Genomic DNA, 23,665 nt, shown 5'->3' with positions numbered 1-23,665 from the left:
ATGCGGATTCTTTTTCGGCTTCGGTCTCCGGTTTTCCGCAAAGCCGACCGCATCGCACACCCCCGTCTCGAAGCCACCTTTCGCGTGCGCGCGCGAAGAGAGGGTGTTTCGATGCTTTTCCCCGCCAGCCACGCCGTGAACCGACCTCGGCGCCCACGAATGAGGTTCGCGCCATGCTTTCGCCGTCTCCTCCCCCTCACATGCGCCGCCTCGAACGGGCGGGTTTGCGCCGCATCATTGACGGGTCGTGAGGCGGAAGGCATGTTCGCCGAACGTCTTGTTCGCCGAATGTGTTGGCGGGAGTCCTGATCGCTTGTTCCGACAGGCCTTCCCGCAGGAAACGGCCAGTGCGCCGCACGCGCGCACGCAGCTGAGGGACGCAGATTTGTACCATCGACGATCAGCCGGAGACTGGCGCGACGCCACGAGCGCTGCCGGACTTGGCGACGACCCCCCGCTCGGGGTGGACGGAGACGAAGAGGACATCGACCGGCGCCGCGTCTCCGTACGCTGGTTCGCCGCCACGCTGCTCACGGCCTTGTGTGGTTCGTTCCTGATGGGCGGCGCCGTCTATGCGGCGCTGGACGGTGAGCATCGCTTCGCGCTCATGCCGGAAAAGGTGCGCAACGCCATCCGCGGCGCCCTGGCCGTGGGCGAGCGCCCGGTCAATTCCGTCCGCAAGGGCGATCGCATGTCGCTGCTCGGCGACGCGCCGACCGCCCGCCAGACCTTCCGCGTCTCCACCGCCACCAAGATGGGCGACCGGGAGATCATCAAGGTGCGGCCCTTCACCCGGGTGGCGGCGAATCTCGCCATGAGCACCACCTCGGTCTCCACCAACATCCCGCGCTTCAACCCCGCCCAGCTCGTCGCCGATTCCAGCAAGGACGAGACCGCGCCCCAGGCCGAGCCCACCGGCGAAGTCACGCTGGTGATGCGCGACATCTCCAGCCTGCCCCCGAGCACCCGGCTCGGCGCCGCCACCTCTATGGAGAACGTGCTGGTGAAGGTGCGCGAGGTGGCCGAGCTCACCCGCGTGCAGCCCGGCCAGGCCGGCTTGCCCGCCGCCATCGTCGGCGCCCAGCCCGGCTTCTCGCCGCAGGCCGCGTCCGCGCCCTATCTGTCCTATGCCAGCGTCGGCAACGCGCTCGGCTCGCCCGGCCTGCCGGCCTCGGCGGTCCCGGCCGGGCACGCGCCCCCCGGCGCGGCCAACGCACCGGCTCCGGTCATTCCGGCCAATATCAGCTTCGTGCCCAAGACCTCCGACGAGACCTCCGGCGGCAACGACTGGTCGGACGCCACCGTGGTGGTGAAGAAGGGCGATACCATCGTCTCCATCCTCATGGACAACGGTGTCTCCAAGGAAGACGCCCGCGCCGCCGCCGCCGCCTTCCAGCGCGGCCGGGACGGCACCGTGAAGGACGGCCTGCGCATGCATCTGCTGCTGCAGGAGGAGAACAAGCGCGTGCGCCCGCTGCGCATCTCCATCTTCAGCGACCTCGGCCACGAGGGCACCGTCGCGCTCTCCGACAAGGACGAGTTCGTGAACGTGCCGGAGCCCTCCGAGACCGAGATGGCCGGCGTCTCCGAGGATACGGATGAGGACGACAGCGGCCCCGGCATCCGGCTCTATGAGAGCATCTACGAGACCGCGCTGCGCAACGACGTGCCGCGCAGCGTCATCGCCGACATCATCCGCGTCTATTCCTTCGACGTGGACTTCCAGCGCCGGGTGAAGCCGGGCGACAATTTCGAGGTGCTGTTCTCGGACGATCCGGGCGCCTCCAACGACGTGCTCTACGCCGCCCTCACCGTGAACAAGGAGACGCGGCGCTACTACCGCTTCCAGACCACGGACGACGGGCTCGTCGACTATTATGACGAGGACGGAAAGAGCGCGAAGAAGTTCCTGGTGAGAAAGCCCATGACGGGCGGCATCATGCGCTCGCCCTTCGGCTATCGCCGCCACCCCATCCTCGGCTATTCCAAGCTGCACACGGGCGTGGACTGGGCGGACGCCATCGGCTCGCCCATCTATGCCGCGGGCAACGGCACCATCATCTACGCCAACTGGAAATCCGGCTACGGCAAGCACACGGAAATCCAGCACGCCAACGGCTACGTCACCACCTACTCGCACCAGTCAGGCTTCGCCCGCGGCATCCGCGAGGGCGTGACGGTGCGCCAGGGCCAGCTCATCGGCTATCTCGGCAATACAGGCCTCTCCACCGGCCCGCATCTGCACTACGAAGTGAAGATCAACGGCAACTTCGTCGATCCCATGCGCATCCGCCTGCCGCGCGGCCGGGCGCTGGACGGCAAGTTCCTCGCCGAGTTCAGGAAGGAGCGGGAGCGCATCGAGGCCCTGCTCAGCCACGCCCCGGTGCCGCCGAAGGTGGCGAACGCCGGCTCTTCCAAGACCCGCGCCGCCAGCAACTGACCCGCCTGTTCCGGCCCGCCGCCGCAGCGCGCGGGCCGGAACGCGCTTCATCAAAAGACCGCTGGACACGCGAAATGGCGCCGCAGGCGCGGCCGCACTTCGCCACAAACAAAGCTTGACCTTGGGGATGGTTCAGCTACCGCTGCGACCGGTTGAAAGCCACATCTTTCCCTCCCAGAGGACTGCCCCCATGAGCGGCCCCTTCCGTGGTTCGGTTCGTTCCCTCGCCTGCGCCCTCATCCTCTCCACCGCGCTGCCCGCGCTCGCCGCCGCCGACCCGCTGAGCGACTATGTCGCCGCCCGCGACAAGGCCACGGCCGACGCCCTCGCCGCCGCCAAGGCCGACAAGAGCGGCGACCCCGCCGTCATCAAGCGCGAAGAGGCCGCGCTCAAGGATCTCGGCAAGCGGATGACGGCCCTTGTCGGCCCGGTGAAGTTCAAGGGCCTCGGCTCGCCGGAATATACGCTGCGCGTGCTGACCTACGACGAGAACACCCCCGCGCAGGATCTGGGCGGCATCGCCTTCGCCGACAAGGATTTCAACACCCGTCTGGTGGTGGCGCCCGAAAGCATCTTCACCGGCTGGCTCGCCACCCGCGCCAAGGATCCGGATGCCCCGAAGGCCTTCGCCTCCGGCGTGAAGGCGGCGGCGGGAACGCCCGAATTCTACACCAACGCCGTTGGCTTCGACGGCGGCTTCTACCAGCCCTATGTGGAGCTGCCCGTCGCCGCCGTGCCGGGAGAAACCGCCGTCGCCTGGCTCGGCCTCCAGACCGAGGAGCCCTCCGGCAACACCGCGCCCAACGAGGTCGCCATCGTGCGCATCGGCGGCGGCATGGCCATGGTGGGCGTCGCCATGGTGAAGCTCGGCGACAAGCCGATCCCCGCCTGCGACGCCATCTGGCAGCCCTTCAAGGCCAAAGCCGACGCTCTCCAGAAGCAGGTGGAGAAGGACAACAAGGACCAGGACCCGCGCTGGGAACAGATCACCAAGATCCAGGACGAGGGCTCCAACGCCTATCGCGCCTGCTTCATGAAGGAGGCCCCGAGCCAGCCCTTCTTCGCCGCCGCGGTGAAGAAGGCGGAAGCCTTCCTCGCCACCGCGCGCGGGCAGTGAGACCCTCCCGCCTGCACCTGATCGATCCCCCTCATCCGGAGACCTGACATGCGCCGCCCCGACCGCTGCCGCCCGGCCGCAAGCCCGCTTTTCCTTGCAATGGCTTTCGCGCTGGGGCTGGCCGGCAGCGCCGGGGCGGCGCCGGCGGATGACTATATCGCGGCGCGGGACAAGGCCGTGGCGGCGCTGGCCGCCGCGGAGAAGGGGGGCGCGACCCCCGAGGATCTGGAGAAGCGCGATGCCGCCGCCCGCAAGGCGCTGGAGCAGAAGATGAGCGCGCTCCTCGGCCCGCTTCAGCTCAAGGGGCTCACGGCCAGCTTCTCCCCCGCCACCCTGCTGGATGGCAACATCGAATCCGGCGGACCGGACGGCCTCCTGTTCGCCGACAAGGATTTCACCACCCGCGTGCTGGTCTCCCCGGAGCCGGTGTTCGCCAACTGGCTGGCGGCGCAGGCGAAGCACGAGAACGCCGCCCCGGCCCTCGGACAGGGGATCGCGGCGGCGACGGGCAGCGAGGAATTCTACACCCTCGCCATCGGCGCCGAGGCGGCCTTCTCCCGCTACATGGAGCTGCCGGTGACGGCCGCCGCGGGCGAGACCGCCTCGGCCGCCCTCGGCCTGTTCAGCCAGGACATATCGGCCAACACGCTGCCCGACGCCGTGGTCGTCACCCGGGTGGCGAACGGCCGGGTCGCCGTGGCCACCACCAATGTGAAGCTTCCCATCAAGTCCCTGCCCGTCTGCGACAAGGCCTTCAAGGCGACCACCGCGAAGGCCGAGGCGCTGCGCGCCGCCGCGGAAAAATCCAAGAAGCAGGACGATCCCCGCTGGGAAGAGGCGAACAAGGCCGACGTGGACGCCTCCAACGCCTTCCGCGCCTGCTTCGCCAGGGAGGCCCAGGGCCAGCCGGTGCTCGCCGCCGCGGTGAAGCGCGCCGAAACCTTGCTCGCCACCGCCCGCGGGAACTGAGCGCATAGCCCGCGCGGCGCCGGTGGAAGACCGGGGACGCGGCGGGGCCATCCATTGATTTTTACCAATGGCGGCGCAGATTGCGCCGCCATTGTCGTTTCAGCACACGAGAGTCCCCATGACGCGCCCCGATCGCCGCCGCCCCCTCCTCCGGCTGGCTTCGGCCCTGCTCGCGGCGGGTCTTCTCGCCGGCGGACCGGCGCATGCGGGGCCGGCGGAGGACTATATGGCTGCCCATGCCAAGGCCCTGGCGGACGTGGCCGCGGCGGCCAAGGCGGGCAAGAGCGACGGCGAGCTGGACGCGCTCGGCGCTCCGCTGCTGAAAGATCTGGAAAAGCGGATGGTCGCCCTCATCGGGCCCATCGCCTTCAAGGGCACGCAGAAGAAGCCCATCTTCATGCCCTCCTCGCTCAACGCCGAATATCTGGAATCCAAGGAGCCGGACGGCCTGCTGTTCTCCGGCACCAACCTCACCACCCGCTATTTCGTCTCCCCCGAGCCGGTCTTCACCGACTGGCTCGCCGCCCGCGCCAAGGAGGAGGATGCCGACCCGGCGCTGCGCCTCGGCCTCAAGGGGGCCATGGGGACGGAGCCCTTCTATTTCGCCGTGCTGGGCGCGGATGCCGCCTTCATCAAATACATGGACCTGCCGGTGACGGCCGGCGCGGGCGAGAGCGTCACCGCCGCGCTCGGTCTCTTCACCCAGTCGGGCCAGCAGAACGACCCGCCCAGCAGCATCGTCTTCACCCGCATCGGCGACGGCCGCGTGGTGGTGGGCACGGCGGACCTGAAGGCCGCCATCAAGCCCCTGCCGGCCTGCGAGAAGATCTGGAAGGAGGCCAACGCCAAGGCCACCAGGCTCGAGGACGCCGCCGGCAAGACCCGCAACGACGAGGACCCGCGCTGGAAGGAAGCCGAGCAGGTCCGCGAAGCCGGCGGCGACGCCTTCCGCGCCTGCTTCGTCAAGGCCGCCCCTAGCCTGCCGTTCTTCCCGGGCGCGGTGAAGCGCGCGGAGGAGCTGGTGCAGGCGGCGCGGGGGAAGTAGGGGGGCGTCAAGCTTTCCAGAAGTCGGCGGCGCCCTCCCTTGGAGATTCCTCACGCATTTAACCATCAAAATTCTTATATAAATGATCATTAGATATGCTATGGATCAACAAAAATAGAAATTACACTATAATTATCACTTGGAAATCTATTTTCTACAGTGTGGCGGATCTCTTGGGCAAACTGATAAGCCGTAGGTGATTTATCACATAGAACCCGCATTTCTCGAAGAGATAATAGGTTGTAGGCCCCATCAGACGCGAGTATGATCCGGTCACCTGGTTGAATTTTTAATAATTTTTGGTCTATACGCGGCTCTCCGCGCATGCCGAGCGCACTGTAGAGCACGTTTTTTCTAGGGTACTGCGCATACTCCTCACGGGTGAGCAGCCCTTCAGCAAGAAGTCTCCGCGCTTCGCTGTGCTCCTCTGTCAATTTTTTAATTCCAGTGCCTCTAATTAGATAAATACCTGTATCTCCACTGTGGACAATTGTGGCGCCTCGGCTATCTATCAATATTGCAGATAGTGTTGTTGCCATATTTACGCAGCGTGGATCCATCGTCTGTTCATGTACGATGGCAGAATGAATTCTATGAGCAATTTTATCTAGTTTCCAGTCACGAAATTCGAGTAGTTCGTTCCCTAAAATCTCAATAGCAATCAGGGACGCCTTCATCCCTCCATACTGACCTCCCACGCCATCGGCGATCGCGGCACATAACGTGCCGTCGTCGAGATCCCAAACTGCAACGGCATCTTGATTTTCAGGACGGGGCCCTTCATCTGAAAACGAAGCCCAAGTGAGTTTCATGGGCATATCTCCTTCAGAACTTGGACAAGGGCTGGATGGAGAGAGTCACGGCTCGCGCCTAGAGACCGTTCCAAATGCGACACTGCTTTACAGACGAGTTTTGCCCGCGCCCTGAACTCGATGGACATGCGCTTAGCAAGATCCTCCGGCATCTCATGGCCGCACAACCTCATAAACATGCGCTCCACGTACCAGCGATTATGAGAAGTTCCCATCTCAAGCAAAGCAATCAAGCAATCGGCCTTCGCCTCGAACGAGCAACTCTCGATAAAAAGACCCAATATATTTGCAATTACGTCACAACGAGAAAAATCGAAACTCGAACTCAAAACCCACTCTCCGTATATATTAGCGAGCCTATCCGCCAGTATCCTATCGATTTCTATCAGATATTTTATTTGATCGAATTTTAATTTTAATAAAATTAACTTACAATCATCTTTATCTGAACTATCTTCTAGATGTTCAATAAGTTGATTCCATTGAATAACGCCTATTGTCTCATCTTTAATAACTTCACGCAGACTTACACTCGCTATCGTGAGATCAATTTTAGCATCCGATCCTGCGATACTCATTACGGCATCCAAAAACGACCTCACCGAATCGAACCGCCTGGAAGGGTCTCCTCGGGTTGCATTTCGCATAATTGCGCCATATGGGCCATCGTCTCGGATTTCCGCACAGGGGATGCGCGGCCGCTCTCCAACCATGTCATGAAGTATACAACCTAGAGAATAAATATCTGATTGCACAGATGCATTTCGCAAATCCTGTGTAACTTCCGGGGCCGTATAATAATCAGCTCCCTTTGCCATTCCAGTTGTCGTTAATGCCGACAAACTCGTCTCGCTCATCGCGATGAGCCCAAAATCACTTATGGCAAATTTAATACTAACTGATCCTCCTTCATGAAATTTTAAAACATTACTTGGTTTTAAATCTCTATGAAATATTTTTGCTTGATGGATTTCATCCAATCCAGCAATTATGTCGGTTATTGCCGTAATATCTATAGATAGAAGTATCTTATTAACGCGTGGCAATTGGTCTTGGAGCGTGCCGATAGCCAGTGGCATGAGGTACCAGGGCGGGTCCTCTGAGACTCCCATTGGCCACACTTGCACGATGTTGCGATGCGAGATCCCGCTCTGGATGCGGGCCTCTCGTGCAAAGCGTTTTCGGACGTTTTCGATCATGACCGGCGGAAGCGGCTGAGACACCTGAAACGTCTTCTGGGCGAAGAGGGCGCCTTTGCCGTCCTTGATCAGTTCGACTCGGCCGAAGCCACCGGCTCCAAGCAGCTTTTCTGGGGGAAAGGGTGGCAAAGCGGACCTCAATATTGTGCTCAGCAGGGGAACATAGGTACCTGCCCGGGGTCAGTTCAATCCCAATTTTATTGATCGATGCAGGTGCTACCTCGCGAAAGCGCCCACCGAGCCACTCCACGAGCACGTGACAACGCTCTCGGACGTGTTCGAGTATAAATCCAGCTGCAGGCTAAAACAAAAAGCCCCCGGCGCAATACGCCGGGGGCTCAACCTTATCCAGACCGAAGCTGCCGCCCCGGCCCAATCCCCTCAGGCCGCCTGATCCACCTTCGCCGCTTCGCTGGTGAAGGTCAGGTGGCCGTCGGCCAGACCCACCTTCACCTTGGCGCCGTCGAGGATCTCGCCGCCGAGGATCTTCTCGGCGAGGGGGTCCTGCACCAGCTTCTGGATGGTGCGCTTCAGGGGGCGCGCGCCATAGGCCGGGTCGTAGCCCTTGTCGCCGAGGAAGTGCCGGGCCTCGGGCGAGATCTCGATGGTGATCTTGCGATCCTCCAGCAGCTTGCGCAGCCGGCCCATCTGGATGTCCACGATGGTGTCCATCTGGTCCCGCTTCAGGCGGTGGAACATGACGATCTCGTCGATCCGGTTGACGAATTCCGGGCGGAAGTGACGCCGCACGGCCCCCATCACCATGTCGTAGGCCTCCTCGTCGGACACCACCTGGTCGCCCTCGTGGCCCGGCACCTTGAAGCCCATGGGCTGGCGCGGGTCGGCGAGGAATTCGGCGCCGAGGTTGGAGGTCATGACGATGAGCACGTTGCGGAAGTCCACCGTGCGGCCCTGTCCGTCCGTCAGGCGCCCATCGTCGAGCACCTGCAGGAGGACGTTGAACACGTCCGGATGCGCCTTCTCCACCTCGTCGAACAGCACCACCTGATAGGGCCGGCGCCGCACGGCTTCGGTCAGCGCTCCGCCCTCGTCATAGCCCACATAGCCGGGAGGCGCGCCGATCAGCCGGCTCACGGAGTGCTTCTCCATGTATTCCGACATGTCGATGCGCACCATCGCCGTCTCGTCGTCGAACAGGAACTCGGCGAGCGCCTTGGTCAGCTCCGTCTTGCCGACGCCCGTGGGGCCGAGGAAGAGGAACGAGCCGATGGGCCGGTTCGGGTCCTGAAGGCCGGCGCGGGCGCGGCGCACGGCGGTGGAGACGGCGGCCACCGCCTCCGACTGGCCCACCACGCGCTTCGCCAGCTCCAGCTCCATGCGCAGCAGCTTCTCGCGCTCGCCTTCGAGCATCTTGTCCACGGGCACGCCGGTCCAGCGGGAGACGACGCCGGCGATGTGGCTGGGCGTCACCGCCTCTTCCACCATGCCACCGGCCGCGCCCGCCTTCTCGATGTCGGCGAGCTTCTTCTCCAGCTGCGGGATCACCGAATAGGTGAGCTCGCCGGCCTTCTGGTATTCGCCCTGCCGCTGCGCGGAGGCAAGGTCCGCCCGCGCCTGGTCGAGCTTGGCCTTGACGGTGGTCGCCTCGCCCAGCTTCTCCTTCTCGGACTTCCACTTGGAGGTGAGGACGGAGGCCTTCTCCTCGAGGTCCGCCAGCTCCTTCTCGGAGCGCTTCAGGCGGTCCTTGGAGGCGCTGTCGGTCTCCTTCTTCAGGGCCTCCTGCTCGATCTTGCGACGCATGATCTCGCGGTCGAGGCTGTCCAGCTCCTCGGGCTTGGAATCCACCTGCATGCGCAGGCGCGAGGCCGCCTCGTCCACAAGGTCGATGGCCTTGTCGGGCAGGAAGCGGTCGGTGATGTAGCGGTTGGAGAGAACCGCCGCAGACACCAGCGCCGAGTCGGTGATGCGCACGCCGTGGTGCAGCTCGTACTTCTCCTTCAGGCCGCGCAGGATGGAGACGGTATCCTCCACCGTGGGCTCGGAGACGAAGACGGGCTGGAAACGACGGGCCAGCGCCGCGTCCTTCTCCACATGCTTGCGATACTCGTCCAGCGTGGTCGCGCCGACGCAGTGCAGCTCGCCGCGGGCCAGGGCAGGCTTCAGCAGGTTGGACGCATCCATGGCGCCATCGGTCTTGCCGGCGCCGACCAGGGTGTGCATCTCGTCGATGAACAGGATGATGCCGCCCTCGGCCGCCTCGACCTCGGAGAGCACGCTCTTCAGGCGCTCCTCGAACTCGCCGCGATATTTTGCACCGGCGATGAGGGAGCCCATGTCGAGGGAGAGAAGGCTCTTGTCCTTCAGACTCTCGGGCACATCACCGTCCACGATGCGGCGGGCGAGGCCCTCCACGATGGCGGTCTTGCCGACGCCGGGCTCGCCGATGAGCACGGGATTGTTCTTGGTGCGGCGCGCCAGCACCTGGATGGTACGGCGGATCTCCTCGTCACGGCCGATGACCGGGTCGAGCTTGCCGTCCCGCACGGCCTGGGTGAGGTCGCGGGCATATTTCTTCAGCGCGTCATAGGCGTTCTCGGCGGTGGCGCTGTCCGCGGTGCGGCCCTTGCGCAGGGCCTCGATGGCCGCGTTCAGGGTCTGCGGGGTCACGCCCGCCTTCGCCAGCATCTTGCCGGCGTCGGTGTCCTTCTCGATGGCGAGGGCCAGCAGAAGCCGCTCGACGGTGACGTAGCCGTCACCCGCCTTCTTGGCCGCCTGCTCGGCGGTCTCGAACACCTTGGCGAGCTGCTGGGACACGTAAACCTGCCCCGAGCCGCCCGACACCTTCGGCAGCTTCTTCAGCGCCGCTTCCACCTCGGCGCGCACCAGCGTGGGATTGCCGCCCGCGCGCTGGATGAGGCCCGAGCACAGGCCTTCGGGATCGTCCATCAGCACCTTCAGGAGGTGCTCCGGCGTGAACTGCTGGTTGCCCTCCCGCACCGCCAGCGACTGGGCGGACTGGACGAAGCCTCGCGCGCGCTCGGTATAGATCTCAAAATTCATCTGTCTCTCCTCCTTCCCGCGCCCGATACCTTCCAAGAAGCATAGGGGGCGCGGCGGGACACGGTCCCGGCATCCCCGGCTACCGTCGCGCAGGCGGAACAAACCCACGCCGTGCCTCATGTGGGTGTGGCCCCGCTGCAACGGAAGGGGGTGGATGCACGATTTCAAGCCGGCCGGGCCAAACCGCGCCGCCACCGCCCTCCGCTCGATCAAGGCTAGGTCCGGCGCGCCGCCATCGCCTTGATCCAGGTGAAAATTCACCCGCCCTTGACCAAGCCGGCGGGGCATGGGACGCCGGGGCCTCCGGACCTGAAGGAGCGCCCCGCATGCCCGTGCCGTCCGTCTCTTCCGCCCCCGCCATTCCGGCCGCCAAGCTGCCGCCCGCCACCGTCACCGCCCTCTACCGCCATCCGGTGAAGGGCCTGTCGCCCGAGGCGCTGGACGCCGTGGAGCTGACCGCCGGCGCCTTCTTCCCGAACGACCGCCTCTATGCGGTGGAGAACGGCCCCAGCGGCTTCGATCCGGCCGAGCCGTCCTACCGGCAGAAGACCGCCTTCCTCATGCTGATGCGGGACGCCCGCCTCGCCGCCCTCGCCTCCCGCTATGACGTGGCGACGGCGACGCTCACGCTCGCCCTCGACGGCCACGAGGTGGTGGCGGCCAACCTTTCGACGCCCGAGGGACGGGCGGAGGTGGAGGCCTTCCTCACCTTCTATATGGGCGAAGAGGCGCGCGGCCCGCTGAAGCTGCTGACCGCGCCCGAGGGCTTCCGCTTCACGGATTCGCTGCGCTCCGGCTTCCTCTCTCTTCTCAACCTCGCGAGCGTGCGCGACCTCGGCGCGCGGATGGAGGCGGAGCTGGACCCCCGCCGCTTCCGTATGAATTTGCATCTGGAGGGCTGGCCGGCCGGCGCGGAGCTGGAGATGGCCGGCGCCCGGCTCGATGTGGGCACGGCGCGCATCGCCATCCTCAAGCGCACCGAGCGCTGCGCGGCGGTGAACGTGAACCCCGCGACCGCCGCCCGCGACCTCAATGTGGTGAAGGGCCTCGTGTCCGCCTACGGCCACGCGGACTGCGGGATCTATGCCAAGGTGGTGCGCTCCGGCCGAGTCCGGGTGGGCGACACCCTGCGGCCCGCCGCCGACTGATCCGCCAATCCCGCCACGCACCAATCCCGCCACTCAAGGGAGAAACCCATGCGCCTGAAGTCCGCTGTCCTCGCCGCCACGCTCGCCGCGATCCTCATCGTTCCCGCGTCCGCCGCGAGCTTCTCGTGCAACGGTGTCAGCGCGCCGGACGAGGTGGCCATCTGCAAGAGCTGCGACCTCGCCCAGCTCGACGTGAAGATGGCGACGCTCTACGGCGTCATCACCAAGATGGTGGGCATGGGCCAGCGCGGCGCGATCCAGGACGACCAGCGCGCCTGGCTGGTGGAGCGCGCCGCCTGCAAGGCCGACGCGGCCTGCATCTCCAATGCCTACCAGACCCGCATCCGCGCCATCGAGGGGATGCTCTCCGACATCTATTCCCGCGGCCCGTTCTGAGGCATGGTCCGCCGATGATTTTGTCTTCTCCCGCAGCGCTTTCATCGGCGGCCTTCGAGGCCGTGGACACCTGGGTGTTCGACCTCGACAACACCCTCTATCCCGCCCAGCACGACCTCTGGGGCCAGATCGACGCCCGCATGAAGGCGTACATCTCGAACCTTCTCGGCATCGCGCCCGAGGAGGCCTTCCGCATCCAGAAGGATTATTACCGGCGCTACGGCACCTCCCTGCGCGGGCTGATGATCGAGCACGGGGTGGAACCCGCCGCCTTCCTCGCCCATGTGCACGACGTGGACCTCTCGACCCTCGACGCCTCCCCCCGCCTCGCTGCCGCCATCGAGGCGCTGCCGGGTCAGAAGCTGGTCTATACCAACGGCTCTGAGCGCCACGCCCGCAACGTGCTGGAAAAGCTCGGCATGGATGCGCACTTCACCGCCGTGCACGACATCGTGGCCGCCGAATTCCACCCCAAGCCCACCGAGGAGGCCTACGAGCGCTTCCTGCGTGCGCACGGGGTGGAAGCGACCCGCGCCGCCATGTTCGAGGACCTCGCCCGCAATCTGGAAGTGCCCCACCGCCTCGGCATGGTGACGGTTCTGGTGGTGCCTCCCGGCCAGACGGTGGCGGCGCGCGAGAGCTGGGAGTTCGAGGGCCGCGAGGACGCCTATGTGAACCACGTCACCGAAGACCTCGCCGGCTTCCTCGAGACGGTCGCCCGCGACCTGCCCCCGCCGCCGGCGGCCGATCCGGAGTAAAGGGAGGACCACGCCATGGCCGGCGCCACCCGCAGCATCCGCACCCTCACCCCGGTCGAGGTGGACACCGCCGTGGACTGGGCCGCCCGCGAGGGCTGGAACCCCGGCCTTGCCGACGCCGCCGCCTTCCTCGCGCAGGATACGCACGCCTTCCGTGGCCTCTTCCTCGATGGTGCGCTGGCCGCAGTGATCTCGGCGACGCGCTATGAGGGCGGCTTCGCCTTCGTCGGCTTCTACATCTGCCGCCCGGATCTGCGCGGCGAAGGCCATGGCCTCGCGCTGTGGCAGGACACCTTCAGGCGGCTCGACGGCCCGGTGGGGCTCGACGCGGTGGTGGAGCAGCAGGGCACCTACGCCCGCGACGGCTTCAAGCGCGCCTACGCCAATTTCCGCTTCGGCGGCATGGCGCCGGAGGCCGCGCCCGACCCGCGCGTGGTGGACATCACGCCCGCCCACCGCGATGCCGTCACGGCGCTGGACCGCGCCTGCTTCGGCTTTCCCCGCCCGAACTTCCTGAAGGCGTGGCTCGCCCCGCCGCAGGGGCGTGCCTGCGTCTTCGTGGCGGACGGCGCGGTGAAGGGCTATGGCGTCCTCCGCCGTTGCCGGGCGGGATGGAAGATCGGCCCGCTCTTCGCCGACGACGCGGCGGTGGCCGGCGCGCTCTTCTCCACCCTCGCGCGCACGGCGGCGGGCGATCAGGTGTTCCTCGACATTCCCGATCCCAACCCCGCCGCCCGCGCCCTCGCCGAAGGGGCGGGGCTCACCCCGGTGTTCGAGACCAGCCGCATGTATCGCGGCTCGGGGCCGGATCTGCCGCTCGATCGCATCTTCGGCATCACCACGTTCGAGCTGGGGTGAGGGGGAGCGCTTTAACCGCCGGTGACCTCGGCCATAGGGGCGCCGGCTGACGGGCCGGGGCCGTTATCCCGACACTGACCTCACCGCCGTCATGGCCGGGCTTGTCCCGGCCATCCACGTCGGGCCGATTCTGAAGATGGTTGGCAGCTACTCCCGGCCGCGCCACGTGGTTGCCCGGCACAAGGCCGGGCATGACGATGGTGAATGGGGTTCGAGCGCGCGACTGTTCCGCGGTGGATGATCGTGATGCCGCCCCCTCACCGCCCGCCGCGATACGCCGCCTGGTCGATGCCGTGGCGGCGGAGCTTGTCGTAGAAGGTCTTGCGGGGGATGCCGAGGGCGGCCACGGTGGCCTGCACGTCGCCCTTGTGCGCCTCCAGCGCGGCGCGGATTTCCTGCGCCTCGAAGGCGTCCACCCGCTCCGGCAGGGTGCCCTTGCCGCCGTCGGCCTCGGCCGGAACGGAGGCAGGCTCCGGCTCCACCAGCCCCAGCGCGACGCGTTCGGCATAATGCACCAGCTCGCGCACATTGCCCGGCCAGTCATGTTCGGCGAGATGACGCAGCACGCTGGCGTCCAGCTCCGGCGGCGCCCGGTTGAAGCGCTCCGCCGCGCGGGCGAGGAAGTGGCCGAACAGCAACGGCACGTCGCCGCGCCGGTCGCGCAGGGCCGGGATGCGCACCGAGGCGACGTGCAGGCGGTAATAGAGATCCTCGCGGAAGCTGCCCTGCCGCACCAGCGCCGGCAGGTCCACCTTGGAAGCGGCGACGACGCGGATGTCCACCCGCCGCGTCTCGTTGGTGCCCAGCGGCGCGATCTCGCGCGCCTCCAGCACGCGCAGCAGCTTCACCTGGAGGGCCGGTGACATGGCCTCGATCTCGTCGAGGAAGAGCGTGCCGCCATGGGCGTGCTCGATGCGCCCCACCCGCTTCTTGAGCGCCCCGGTGAAGGCGCCGGCCTCGTAGCCGAACAGCTCGCTCTCGATCACCGTCTCCGGCAGCGCGCCGCAATTCACCGCCACCAGCGGGCGGGTGGCGCGGCGGCTCCAGCGGTGGAGGGCGGTGGCCACCACCTCCTTGCCGGAGCCGGTCTCCCCCTCCACCAGCACGTCCACGTCCGCATCGGCAATCTGGCGCAGCATCTGCCGCAGGCGCGCCATGACAGCGCTGGTGCCGAGCAGCGGCAGGTCGTCCTGCGTGGTGGCGACGGCGCGCTTCAGCTCGCGGTTTTCCAGCACCAGCCGGCGGCGGTCGAGGGCGTGGCGGATGCTGGCGACGAGCCGCTCGGAGGCATAGGGCTTGGCGAGGAAGTCGTAGGCGCCCTCGCGCATGGCATCCACCGCCATGGCGATGTCGCCGTGACCGGTAATCAGGATGACCGGCAGGTCCGCGTCCCGCGCCCTCAGCCGGCGGAACAGCTCCAGCCCGTCGATGCGCGGCATGCGCACGTCGGTCACGACGACGCCGGGAAAGTCCGCGTCGATCGCCTCCAGCGCCTCCAGCGCCGAGGCGTAGCCGGCGACCGTGAGGCCGGCCAGCATCAGCGCCTGCACGTTGGCCGCGCGCAGAGCCGGATCGTCGTCGATGAAGGCCACGTCCACCGCGTTGCTTTCCGTCATGCCGTGCCGGCTCCGGTGTCGAGTCCCCGGGCGCGGGGCAGGGTGACGGTGAAGACGGCGCCGCCGTCATTCTCCACCTTCAGGCTGCCGCCGCACTCGGCGATGATGTCCTTGGAAATGACGAGGCCCAGCCCCAGCCCCTGCGGCTTGGTGGTGTTGAAGGGCAGGAAGAGCGCCCCCAGCATCTCCTCCGGCAGGCCCGGACCATTGTCGGCGACGGTGACCACCACCGTGTCGGGCCGGGTCTCGACCCGGATGCGGATTTCCCCGTCGCGCCGCGTGCCGATGGCCTCGGCCGCGTTCTGGATGAGGTTCACCAGCACCTGCTCGAGGCGCATGCGGTCGCCCGTCACCGCCACGTCCGGGCGGTCGATGTCGAGGGCGAGAGCGATGTCGGTCTGGAGCAGGCGATAGCGCATCAAGAGCAGCGCGCCGTCGATGACCGGGGCGAGCGCCACCGGCTCGATGCGGGCGGCGGACTTCCGGGCGAAGGCGCGCAGCTCTCCGGTGATGGCGCCGATGCGCTCGGTCAGCGCGGCGATGGTGTCGAGATTGGCGGCGGCGGCGGCCGGCTCGCCGCGGTCGAGGAAGGCGCGGGAATTCTCCGCGAAGGTGCGGATGGCCGCCACCGGCTGGTTCACCTCATGGGCGACCCCGGCGGCGATCTGGCCGAGCACGGCGAGCTTGGAGGCCTGCACCAGTTCGTCCTGCAAAGCGTCGAAGGCGAGGCGCGCGCGGCGGCGCTCCTCCATCTCCGTCACCAGTTGCGCATTGGCGGCGGACAGCTCCGCCGTCCGCTCGACGACGCGGGCCTCCAGCGCCCGGCGCGCCTCCGCTTCCCGCGCCAGCGCCCGGACGCGGCGGCGGCGCCGGGTCCACCACACTCCGGCCGAGCCGAGGCCGACGACGCCGGCGAGCGCCGCCGAGGCGCGGGCCGCCGTGGTGGCGAGGCGCGTCGTGGCTGATGTGGGGGCGAGCACGGTGAGCGTCCACGAGGTGGAAGGCACGGGCATGTCCACCGCGACGAAATCCTGCGCCGCATTTCGGCCGGGCAGGCGCAGGCGCAGGACGCCACCTTCCTCGGGCGAGGGGCCGAGATCGAGCCGGGTGAGGGGCGAATCGCCGAATTGCAGGCTCTCGCGGATGGCATCGCGCTCCACCGGATCGAGCGCCACGGTGGTGCGGAAGCGGAAGGCGGGCTCCGAGGCGATGAGCACGATGTGCCGCTCGTCGGTGACGAAGGTGGGTTCGGCGAAGCGCCGCCATGCGGCCTCCAGCGCGTCGAACTCGGCCTTGAGCACGAGCACGCCGAGCACCCGCCCCTGCGCCTCCACCCGCTGCGCCAGATAAAGGCCCGGCTTGCGGCTGACCGTGCCGAAGGCGAAATGCTCCGCCCGCCCCTCGGCCAGCGCCACGCGGAAATAGGGGCGAAAGCCGTAGTCGGAGCCGAGGAAACTCTCCGGGGTCCGGTAGTTGCTGGCCGCGACCGTGTGGCCCTCGGCATCTATGAGATAGATGACGCCGGTGCGCACCCCCTCCGCGAGGGCATCGAGCCGCCGGTCGAGGGCGTCGAGGCGGGCCGGGTCCGGCGCCTCCAGCGCGCCGCGCACCTCCGGGTCCTGCGCCAGCACCACGGGCAAAGAGCGCTGCTTGTCGATCTCGCTGCGCAGCACCGCGACGCGCAGCGCCGCCGCCGTCTCGGCGGAGGCCGCCACCTGCGCCACCGCCCACCGGCGGGCCGCATAGTCCGCCACCCGGTCCAGCGTGACCATCAGCGCCAGCGCAGCCAGCGCCGTGCCGCCCACCGTCAGCAGGCGGCGGCGGGAGGGGCGTTCAGGGCTCGGCGGGACGCCCGGCTCGGCCACGGAGGCTCTCCTGATGTGCGGATTTCCGCACAGATTTTGACGGCAATGTGCGCCTCACCGCACGCGGAGTCGAGAGGGGCGGCGGAGCCTCGCGGAGAAAACATTTCGAATCAACGTGTTGCGCGTGCTCCGCGTCCCGCTCTGAACTGGCATGCGCCTTGCGCAGAGGGAAGCGTCGAACGGCGCGCTGCGCCGGCCCTTAACGAAGCATCCGATCCTGAAGTGCCCAGGCCAGAGCGGCCGCAAGAGGCACCAACGGCCCGGCGGAGGAAGGTCCTGAGATGGCCCACGCTATACCGGCGCATCCCGCGCCCCATCACCATTACCCCCGCAAGTTCTACCATCACCTCTATTTCCAGGTGATCGTGGCGATCATCGCCGGCTCGCTGCTCGGCCATTTCTATCCGGACTTTGGCGCCAGCCTGAAGCCGCTGGGCGATGCCTTCATCAAGCTGGTGAAGATGGTCATCGCCCCCGTCATCTTCCTCACCGTCGTCACCGGCATCGCCGGCATGCGCGACATGGGCAAGGTCGGCCGCGTGGCCGGCAAGGCCATGATCTACTTCCTTACCTTCTCCACGCTGGCCCTCGTCATCGGCCTCATCGTGGCGAACGTGGTGCAGCCCGGTGCAGGGCTCAACATCGATCCCAAGACGCTGGATCCCAAGGCCGTCGCCACCTACGCGGCGAAGGCGCATGACGCCTCCATCATCGGCTTCCTGATGGACATCATCCCGGCGACGCCGGTGTCGGCCATGGCCAATGGCGACATCCTGCAGGTGCTGTTCTTCGCCGTGCTGTTCGGCATCGCGCTCGGCGGCGTGGGCGATCTCGGCACCCCGGTGCTCAAGGTGCTCACCTCCGCCTCGCACGCCATGTTCCGGCTGGTGGCCATCGTGATGAAGGCGGCGCCCATCGGCGCGTTCGGCGCCATGGCCTTCACCATCGGCAAGTACGGCATCGGCTCGGTGAAGAACCTCGCCTTCCTGATCTTCACCTTCTACCTCACGGCGGCGCTGTTCGTGTTCATCGTGCTGGGCCTCGTGGCGCGCTACAACGGCTTCTCCCTGTGGAAGCTGCTGCGCTACATCCGCGAGGAACTGCTCCTCGTGCTCGGCACCTCCTCCTCGGAAGCGGCCCTGCCCGGCCTGATGCTGAAGATGGAGCGCGCCGGCTGCGCCAAGTCGGTGGTCGGCCTCGTGATCCCCACGGGCTATTCGTTCAACCTCGACGGCACCAACATCTACATGACGCTGGCGGCCCTGTTCATCGCCCAGGCCACCGGCATCCACCTCTCGCTGGAAGAGCAGGTCCTGCTGCTGCTGGTCGCCATGCTGTCGTCCAAGGGCGCGGCGGGGATCACCGGCGCGGGCTTCATCACGCTGGCGGCGACGCTCTCGGTGGTGCCGTCGGTTCCGGTGGCGGGCCTTGCCCTCATCCTCGGCATCGACCGCTTCATGTCCGAGTGCCGCGCGCTCACCAACTTCGTCGGCAATGCGGTGGCCACCATCGTCGTCGCCCGCTGGGAAGGCGAGCTGGACAAGGCGAAGCTCCTGCGCGTGCTCGACGGCGAACCCATCTCGCTGGAAGACGAGTTCGACGAGGGCCTGATCTCCACCGCCCCCGGCGTGAAGGCCGTCGCCTGAGGCCACCGCGCGCGGCGCGACACCGGTCCTCCCCAGCTGCCCGCCTCTCCGGAGGCGGGCTTTTTTGTTTGCCGCGCCGCGCTTGACCGGCCGGGGTGGCGATGACATCCAGACCCTGAGGATCAGGAGCTGACCATGGCGGATGAAGCGGTCGAAACGCCGGAAGAGAAGTCGGCGGGCTCTGTCGGCGAGGTGTTCCGCGCCTTCCTGAAGCTGGGGCTCATGTCCTTCGGCGGCCCCATCGCCCATCTCGGCTATTTCCGCGCCGAGCTGGTGGAACGCCGCCGCTGGATCGACGACGCCGGCTATGCGGACCTCGTGGCGCTCTGCCAGTTCCTGCCCGGCCCCGCCTCCAGCCAGCTCGGCTTCGCCCTCGGGATCGTCCGGGGCGGCGGCTTTCTCGGCGGGCTCGCGGCCTGGGCCGGCTTCACTTTGCCCTCGGCCATCCTGCTCGCCGCCCTCGGCCTGCTCTCCTCTTATGTGGGCACCGCCGCCCTCTATGGCGGCGTCATCGGCGGCATCCTCCATGGGCTGAAGCTCGTCGCCGTCGCCGTGGTGGCGCAGGCGGTGTGGGGCATGGCGCGGACGCTGACTCCCGACCAGCCGCGCGCCGGCATCGCGCTGAGCGCCATCGTCATGGTCACGCTGGCGGCGGGCAGCTTCGGGCAGGTGGCGGCCATCGCCATGGGCGCGATCGCCGGGCTGTTCCTGTGTCAGGACGAGAACCCGCCGGCCGGGAGCGCAACTGCGACGCCCGCCGTCAGCCACCTGCCGGTGCCCTTCAAGCGGCGGACGGGGGCGATCCTGCTCGCGGTCTTCGCCTTGCTGCTGGTGCTGCCGCCCCTCTTCAAGGCCGCGTCGCCCTATATCGGCGTGTTCGAGTCCTTCTATCGCTCCGGCGCCCTGGTGTTCGGCGGCGGCCATGTGGTGCTGCCGCTGCTGCAGGCGGAAGTGGTGACCACCGGCTGGGTGCTGCCCGGCCAGTTCCTCGCCGGCTACGGCCTCGCCCAGGCGGTGCCCGGCCCGCTCTTCACCTTCGCCGCCTGGCTCGGCGCGGTGATGGCCCCGCCGGCCGGCGGGGTGACAGGCGCGGTGGTGGCGCTGGTGGCGGTGTTCCTGCCCGGCCTGCTGCTGGTGACGGGCATGCTGCCCTTCTGGAGCACGCTGCGCGGGCTGCCGCTGGCGCAGGCCGCCATGCGCGGGGCCAATGCGGCGGTGGTGGGCATCCTCGGTGCCGCGCTCTACACCCCGGTCTTCACCGGCGCCGTGCAGAGGCCGATGGACTTCGCTGCCGCCATCACCGGCTTCCTGCTGCTCACGGTGTGGAAGGTGCCGCCGCTGGCGGTGGTGGTGGTGCTGGCCGTGCTCGGCCCGTTCCTGACCGGGCTCTATTAGGGCCTTCGCGCGCCGGCACCCGCGCCGACCTCAGGCTCGCGCAAGCCTCGCCCGGCATGCTGCGGCGACGTCCCCGATCCGCGTACAAGACGGAGCGCCATGCGCATCCGCGGCCAGGGGACGCCCGGAGGAAGCAAGGCACCCATGGCGACATCCAGCACGGCACCGACGTCCTCCGTCGCGGGGCCGCCCGCATCCGTCAGCGGCCTGCGCGATATGGAAGCGCTCGGGCCGGCCGTGGACATCTCGGCCAACCTCAACGAAATCCTGTGCCTGATGGCCTGGTCCAACGGCAATGCGCGCAAGCTCGCCGGCGAGACCACCTCGGCCTCCTCCGCCGTGGCGCAGATCGCCGCCACCATCGAGACCATCGCCCAGCTCGGTGCCGATGCAGGGAAGGAGACCGGGGACGCGCTGCGGCTCGTCACCTCCGGCGCGGCCAAGACGCGCACCGCCGGGCAGGCCATGAGCGGCATCGCCGAAGCGTTCGGCGAGCTGGAGGCGCGGCTCGCCCACCTGAATTCCGCCACCCAGTCCATCGGCGGCTTCGCCACCTCCATCGGCTCCATCTCGCGGCAGACCAAGCTGCTCGCGCTGAACGCCACCATCGAGGCGGCACGGGCCGGCGAGGCGGGGCGGGGGTTCGCGGTGGTCGCGGCCGAGGTCAAGGCCCTGTCCGAGGAGGCCTCGCGCACCACCGACCTCATCCGCGACCAGCTCCAGGCCTTGTCCGTGGTGGTGAAGGACATGCTGGACGCCATGGGCGCCGGCGCCACCCGGGTCGAGGAGGGGCGCGCCATCGTCGAATCGGTGATGACCGACATGGACGGCATCGAGACCCGCGTCAGCGCCTCCACCGACGGGGTGGGACGCATCGCCCTGATGCTGGGCGAGCGGCGCGCGGCCTTGCGCGACCTTTCCGACCGGCTCGGCGAGATCGCCCGGCTCGCCAACCAGAACGAGACCGATTCCGCCACCGCCGCCGGCCTGCTCGGCCGCGCCGATGCCATCGCAGGCGACCTCATCTCCCGCGCCTCGGCCGGAGCGGGCGCCGCCGCGGCGGTCCGCCGGCTCAAGTCCGATCACATGGCGTGGAAGCGGAGCCTCGCCGAATGCCTCGCCGGGGTGACAGCCGCCGATCTCCGCGGATTTCAGGCGCGCAACGCCCCGCTCGGAGACGGCTTTGCCGGGATTGACGGGGCGGCGGTCGAAGATCCGGCCATGCTGTCCCAGCTGGCGGCGCTCGGCCGGCAACTCGCGGCCTGCGGCGAGCGGATCGTCGCGGGCACGGCAAGCGGCGACATGGGCGCGGCCATCGACGCCTACATGACCATGGATGCCCTCTCGGCCGACGCCCTGACGCAGATGGCGCGCTTTACGCCCCGCCGATCGAAGGGCGTATCCGCCGCGGCCTGAAGCGGCGGCCTTGGGCCGGACCCGTCAGCGCCGGCGGCGCTGGCGGTGCTCTTCCAGCTTCACCCGCACCCCGTCGAGGGCGCGGAGCGTCCCCTCCAGCCGGCGGGCGATGGCGCGGCGGAACTTGGCGGTGACCTCGGGGTAACGCTCCAGCACCCGCGTGAACACTTCGCGCGGCAAGCGAATCACCACCGTCTCCTCCCCCGCCACGGCCGTCGCGGGCCGCGGGGTGGCGATGATGAGCGCGGTCTCGCCGACGAGGGCGCCGGTGGTGACGTCCTTCAGCAGGCGCGGGGCGCCGGGCAGCCGTTCGTCCATCATCTTCAGCCGGCCCGACACCACCACGAAGGCGCCGTCGGATGTCTCGTTCATCCGGAACAGCACGTCACCCTCGGCGAGCCGCATTTCCTCGGCGCCCTGGGCGAGCAGGCGCACGGCGCCGTCGCTGAGCAGATCGAAGGTGGCGATCCCCCGGAGCAGCGCGATGTCCCTGTCGATGCTCACGGAAGGAGGTTCCTCAACTGGCTGTGCATGATGTTCCGGCCCGGCCGTCAGGGCACGAGCTTGTAGCCCCCGGCCTGGGTCGCAAGAAGGGTGGGATTGGAGGGATCTGGCTCGATCTTCTGGCGCAGGCGGTAGATGTGGGTTTCCAGAGTATGCGTGGTGACGCCGGAATTATAGCCCCACACTTCCTGCAGCAGCGTTTCCCGCGGCACCGGATTTTTCCCGGCCCGGTAGAGATAGCGCAGGATGGCCGTCTCCTTCTCGGTGAGGCGGATCTTGGAGCCGCGCTCGGTGAGGAGGAGCTTCGCCCCCGGCCGGAAGGAATAGGGACCGATGGCGAACACCGCGTCCTCGCTCGCCTCGTGCGAGCGCATCTGGGCGCGCAGCCGCGCCAGCAGCACCGCGAAGCGGAACGGCTTCACGATATAGTCGTTGGCTCCGGCCTCCAGCCCCATGATGGTGTCGCTGTCGGTGTCGTGGCCGGTCAGCATCAGGATGGGTGCCTTGAAGCCATTGCGGCGCATCTGGCGCACGGCGTCGCGCCCGTCCATGTCGGGCAGGCCCACGTCCATGATCACGAGGTCGATGGCCCCGTTCTTCGCCTGCTCGACGGCGCCGCCGGCGGTGTCCGCGCCCACGGGCTCGAATTCGTCCTGGAGCGCGAGCTGCTCGATCAGCGCATCGCGCAGCTCCGGGTCGTCCTCGACCACCAGGATTTTCCACGCATTGGGCATCAATTCCTCCTGCGCCCTTGCGGACGCGCGAATCGCGCAAGTAGAGCATGGACATGGCTCTGCGCAAATTTCCATCCGGGGACAGCTGTGGAGAGGTATCACACTAAGTCATGAGGCAGGCTAATCCTGTGGGCATCTCCCGCATCGCCGTCAGCCGCCGCCCCGGCACCCGCCATCGGGGGATCCTGCGGGCGGGCGGATTGTCGATCCCGGTGGCGCTGGGGCGCTCCGGCATCGGCGCCGACAAGCGCGAGGGCGACGGGCGCACCCCGGCCGGCCGCTGGCGCATCCTCGCCCTTCTCTACCGGCCCGACCATGGTCCGCGCCCCGTCTCCCGGTTTCCCACCCGTCCCCTCCGCCCCGCCGACGGCTGGTGCGACGACCGGGCGGACCGGCGCTACAATTGCCCCGTCACACTGCCGCTCGGCGGCGCGCGCAAGGTGTCGCACGAGAAGATGTGGCGCGACGATGCCCTGTACGACCTGGTGCTGGTGATCGATCACAACCAGCGCCCCCGCATCGCCGGGCGCGGCTCTGCCGTGTTCGTGCATCTCGCCCGGCCGGGGTTCACGGCGACGGAGGGCTGCGTCGCGCTGCGCCGGGCGGACATGACGCGCCTGCTGGCGCGGCTGAAGCCGGGGGCGGTCATCGACATCGCGTGACGGGCGGGGTGCGAGGCGGATCGCGCACGGGCCTTTGGTCCCGGCCGTCATTTCACCGCCCCGG

Annotated in this window: 19 protein-coding genes; 12 read left to right on the top strand and 7 right to left on the bottom strand. The window is 67.6% G+C overall.

Annotated features, from left to right (window positions below; translation table 11 throughout):
- The first annotated feature begins 463 nt into the window (after positions 1 to 463).
- The 4 genes from A37E_RS0109575 to A37E_RS0109560 all read left to right on the top strand — a co-directional run bounded on the left by A37E_RS0109575 (position 464) and on the right by A37E_RS0109560 (position 5,571).
- On the top strand, positions 464 to 2,440 hold the full coding sequence (locus A37E_RS0109575; RefSeq protein ID WP_038192833.1) for a M23 family metallopeptidase: 1,977 nt from the start codon (positions 464 to 466) through the stop codon (positions 2,438 to 2,440).
- A 190-nt stretch (positions 2,441 to 2,630) separates the two neighbouring features.
- Entirely contained in the window at positions 2,631 to 3,557 is a 927-nt protein-coding gene (locus tag A37E_RS0109570) for a hypothetical protein (RefSeq protein ID WP_029556389.1), read from the top strand.
- A gap of 48 nt (positions 3,558 to 3,605) precedes the next feature.
- Positions 3,606 to 4,526 (top strand): hypothetical protein, encoded by a 921-nt coding sequence (locus A37E_RS0109565; protein WP_029556388.1) that lies wholly within the window; start codon positions 3,606 to 3,608, stop codon positions 4,524 to 4,526.
- 118 nt (positions 4,527 to 4,644) lie between these two features.
- Positions 4,645 to 5,571 carry a hypothetical protein gene (locus A37E_RS0109560; RefSeq protein ID WP_029556387.1) on the top strand — a complete coding sequence of 309 codons (927 nt, stop codon included), beginning with the start codon at positions 4,645 to 4,647 and terminating at the stop codon, positions 5,569 to 5,571.
- 98 nt (positions 5,572 to 5,669) lie between these two features.
- On the opposite strand, the gene A37E_RS26415 is transcribed toward A37E_RS0109560, so the two are convergent.
- From A37E_RS26415 to clpB, 3 genes are all read right to left on the bottom strand, one after another.
- Positions 5,670 to 6,383, bottom strand: a complete 714-nt coding sequence (locus tag A37E_RS26415; RefSeq protein ID WP_197022951.1) for a PP2C family serine/threonine-protein phosphatase — start codon at positions 6,381 to 6,383, stop codon at positions 5,670 to 5,672.
- Positions 6,380 to 7,711, bottom strand: a complete 1,332-nt coding sequence (locus tag A37E_RS26410) for a protein kinase (RefSeq protein ID WP_197022950.1) — start codon at positions 7,709 to 7,711, stop codon at positions 6,380 to 6,382. Before A37E_RS26410 ends, A37E_RS26415 begins: the two co-directional genes overlap by 4 nt.
- A 252-nt stretch (positions 7,712 to 7,963) precedes the next feature.
- The gene (gene clpB / locus A37E_RS0109550; RefSeq protein ID WP_029556386.1) at positions 7,964 to 10,603 is read right to left on the bottom strand and encodes an ATP-dependent chaperone ClpB; all 2,640 of its coding nucleotides are present in this window, start codon (positions 10,601 to 10,603) and stop codon (positions 7,964 to 7,966) included.
- Between the two features lie 326 nt (positions 10,604 to 10,929).
- Between clpB and A37E_RS0109545 the strand changes: the two genes are divergently transcribed.
- From A37E_RS0109545 to A37E_RS0109530, 4 genes are read left to right on the top strand one after another with little or no spacing between them, the layout of a single operon-like run.
- Positions 10,930 to 11,751 carry an MOSC domain-containing protein gene (locus tag A37E_RS0109545; protein WP_038192830.1) on the top strand — a complete coding sequence of 274 codons (822 nt, stop codon included), beginning with the start codon at positions 10,930 to 10,932 and terminating at the stop codon, positions 11,749 to 11,751.
- A 48-nt stretch (positions 11,752 to 11,799) separates the two neighbouring features.
- The gene (locus tag A37E_RS0109540; RefSeq protein WP_029556384.1) at positions 11,800 to 12,147 is read left to right on the top strand and encodes a hypothetical protein; all 348 of its coding nucleotides are present in this window, start codon (positions 11,800 to 11,802) and stop codon (positions 12,145 to 12,147) included.
- Positions 12,148 to 12,161: 14 nt separating this feature from the next.
- Complete coding sequence (locus A37E_RS0109535) at positions 12,162 to 12,905, top strand: pyrimidine 5'-nucleotidase (RefSeq protein ID WP_029556383.1); 744 nt, start codon at positions 12,162 to 12,164, stop codon at positions 12,903 to 12,905.
- Positions 12,906 to 12,920: 15 nt separating this feature from the next.
- Entirely contained in the window at positions 12,921 to 13,763 is an 843-nt protein-coding gene (locus A37E_RS0109530) for a hypothetical protein (RefSeq protein ID WP_029556382.1), read from the top strand.
- Positions 13,764 to 14,020: 257 nt separating this feature from the next.
- Here A37E_RS0109530 and A37E_RS0109525 read toward each other — a convergent pair whose 3' ends face one another.
- Together A37E_RS0109525 and A37E_RS0109520 are read right to left on the bottom strand one after the other, a co-directional pair.
- Positions 14,021 to 15,379, bottom strand: coding sequence for a sigma-54 dependent transcriptional regulator (locus A37E_RS0109525; RefSeq protein ID WP_029556381.1), 1,359 nt, complete (start codon positions 15,377 to 15,379; stop codon positions 14,021 to 14,023).
- A complete protein-coding gene (locus tag A37E_RS0109520) occupies positions 15,376 to 17,244 on the bottom strand; it encodes an ATP-binding protein (protein ID WP_029556380.1) in 1,869 nt (622 codons plus the stop codon). The genes A37E_RS0109525 and A37E_RS0109520 overlap by 4 nt, the downstream gene beginning before the upstream one ends.
- Positions 17,245 to 17,525: 281 nt before the next feature.
- On the opposite strand from A37E_RS0109520, the gene A37E_RS0109515 reads away from it, so the two are divergent.
- From A37E_RS0109515 to A37E_RS0109505, 3 genes are all read left to right on the top strand, one after another.
- On the top strand, positions 17,526 to 18,890 hold the full coding sequence (locus A37E_RS0109515; protein ID WP_038192827.1) for a dicarboxylate/amino acid:cation symporter: 1,365 nt from the start codon (positions 17,526 to 17,528) through the stop codon (positions 18,888 to 18,890).
- Between the two features lie 135 nt (positions 18,891 to 19,025).
- A complete protein-coding gene (chrA, locus tag A37E_RS0109510) occupies positions 19,026 to 20,285 on the top strand; it encodes a chromate efflux transporter (RefSeq protein ID WP_029556378.1) in 1,260 nt (419 codons plus the stop codon).
- A 144-nt stretch (positions 20,286 to 20,429) separates the two neighbouring features.
- Positions 20,430 to 21,701 carry a methyl-accepting chemotaxis protein gene (locus A37E_RS0109505; RefSeq protein WP_029556377.1) on the top strand — a complete coding sequence of 424 codons (1,272 nt, stop codon included), beginning with the start codon at positions 20,430 to 20,432 and terminating at the stop codon, positions 21,699 to 21,701.
- Positions 21,702 to 21,725: 24 nt separating this feature from the next.
- Here A37E_RS0109505 and A37E_RS0109500 read toward each other — a convergent pair whose 3' ends face one another.
- Both A37E_RS0109500 and A37E_RS0109495 read right to left on the bottom strand, forming a co-directional pair.
- On the bottom strand, positions 21,726 to 22,205 hold the full coding sequence (locus A37E_RS0109500) for a cyclic nucleotide-binding domain-containing protein (RefSeq protein ID WP_051678906.1): 480 nt from the start codon (positions 22,203 to 22,205) through the stop codon (positions 21,726 to 21,728).
- 47 nt (positions 22,206 to 22,252) lie between these two features.
- Positions 22,253 to 22,939 carry a response regulator transcription factor gene (locus tag A37E_RS0109495; protein WP_024281375.1) on the bottom strand — a complete coding sequence of 229 codons (687 nt, stop codon included), beginning with the start codon at positions 22,937 to 22,939 and terminating at the stop codon, positions 22,253 to 22,255.
- A 110-nt stretch (positions 22,940 to 23,049) separates the two neighbouring features.
- Between A37E_RS0109495 and A37E_RS0109490 the strand changes: the two genes are divergently transcribed.
- Positions 23,050 to 23,601, top strand: coding sequence for a L,D-transpeptidase family protein (locus tag A37E_RS0109490; RefSeq protein WP_029556375.1), 552 nt, complete (start codon positions 23,050 to 23,052; stop codon positions 23,599 to 23,601).
- Positions 23,602 to 23,665: the final 64 nt, after the last annotated feature.

It is taken from the genome of Xanthobacter sp. 91 (genome assembly GCF_000702385.1).
GTDB classification, from domain to species: domain Bacteria; phylum Pseudomonadota; class Alphaproteobacteria; order Rhizobiales; family Xanthobacteraceae; genus Xanthobacter; species Xanthobacter aminoxidans.
Note: the sequence above shows the minus strand (reverse complement) of the source record. Positions and strands in the feature narration are given on the sequence as shown.

Excerpts from the sequence above, each read along its gene's own strand:
- A37E_RS0109570 (WP_029556389.1), top strand. The coding sequence starts at position 2,631 with ATGAGCGGCCCCTTCCGTGGTTCGGTTCGTTCCCTCGCCTGCGCCCTC.
- A37E_RS0109565 (WP_029556388.1), top strand. The coding sequence starts at position 3,606 with ATGCGCCGCCCCGACCGCTGCCGCCCGGCCGCAAGCCCGCTTTTCCTT.
- A37E_RS0109560 (WP_029556387.1), top strand. The coding sequence starts at position 4,645 with ATGACGCGCCCCGATCGCCGCCGCCCCCTCCTCCGGCTGGCTTCGGCC.
- A37E_RS26415 (WP_197022951.1), bottom strand. The coding sequence starts at position 6,383 with ATGAAACTCACTTGGGCTTCGTTTTCAGATGAAGGGCCCCGTCCTGAA.
- clpB (WP_029556386.1), bottom strand. The coding sequence starts at position 10,603 with ATGAATTTTGAGATCTATACCGAGCGCGCGCGAGGCTTCGTCCAGTCC.
- A37E_RS0109545 (WP_038192830.1), top strand. The coding sequence starts at position 10,930 with ATGCCCGTGCCGTCCGTCTCTTCCGCCCCCGCCATTCCGGCCGCCAAG.
- A37E_RS0109540 (WP_029556384.1), top strand. The coding sequence starts at position 11,800 with ATGCGCCTGAAGTCCGCTGTCCTCGCCGCCACGCTCGCCGCGATCCTC.
- A37E_RS0109535 (WP_029556383.1), top strand. The coding sequence starts at position 12,162 with ATGATTTTGTCTTCTCCCGCAGCGCTTTCATCGGCGGCCTTCGAGGCC.
- A37E_RS0109530 (WP_029556382.1), top strand. The coding sequence starts at position 12,921 with ATGGCCGGCGCCACCCGCAGCATCCGCACCCTCACCCCGGTCGAGGTG.
- A37E_RS0109525 (WP_029556381.1), bottom strand. The coding sequence starts at position 15,379 with ATGACGGAAAGCAACGCGGTGGACGTGGCCTTCATCGACGACGATCCG.
- A37E_RS0109515 (WP_038192827.1), top strand. The coding sequence starts at position 17,526 with ATGGCCCACGCTATACCGGCGCATCCCGCGCCCCATCACCATTACCCC.
- chrA (WP_029556378.1), top strand. The coding sequence starts at position 19,026 with ATGGCGGATGAAGCGGTCGAAACGCCGGAAGAGAAGTCGGCGGGCTCT.
- A37E_RS0109505 (WP_029556377.1), top strand. The coding sequence starts at position 20,430 with ATGGCGACATCCAGCACGGCACCGACGTCCTCCGTCGCGGGGCCGCCC.
- A37E_RS0109495 (WP_024281375.1), bottom strand. The coding sequence starts at position 22,939 with ATGCCCAATGCGTGGAAAATCCTGGTGGTCGAGGACGACCCGGAGCTG.
- A37E_RS0109490 (WP_029556375.1), top strand. The coding sequence starts at position 23,050 with ATGAGGCAGGCTAATCCTGTGGGCATCTCCCGCATCGCCGTCAGCCGC.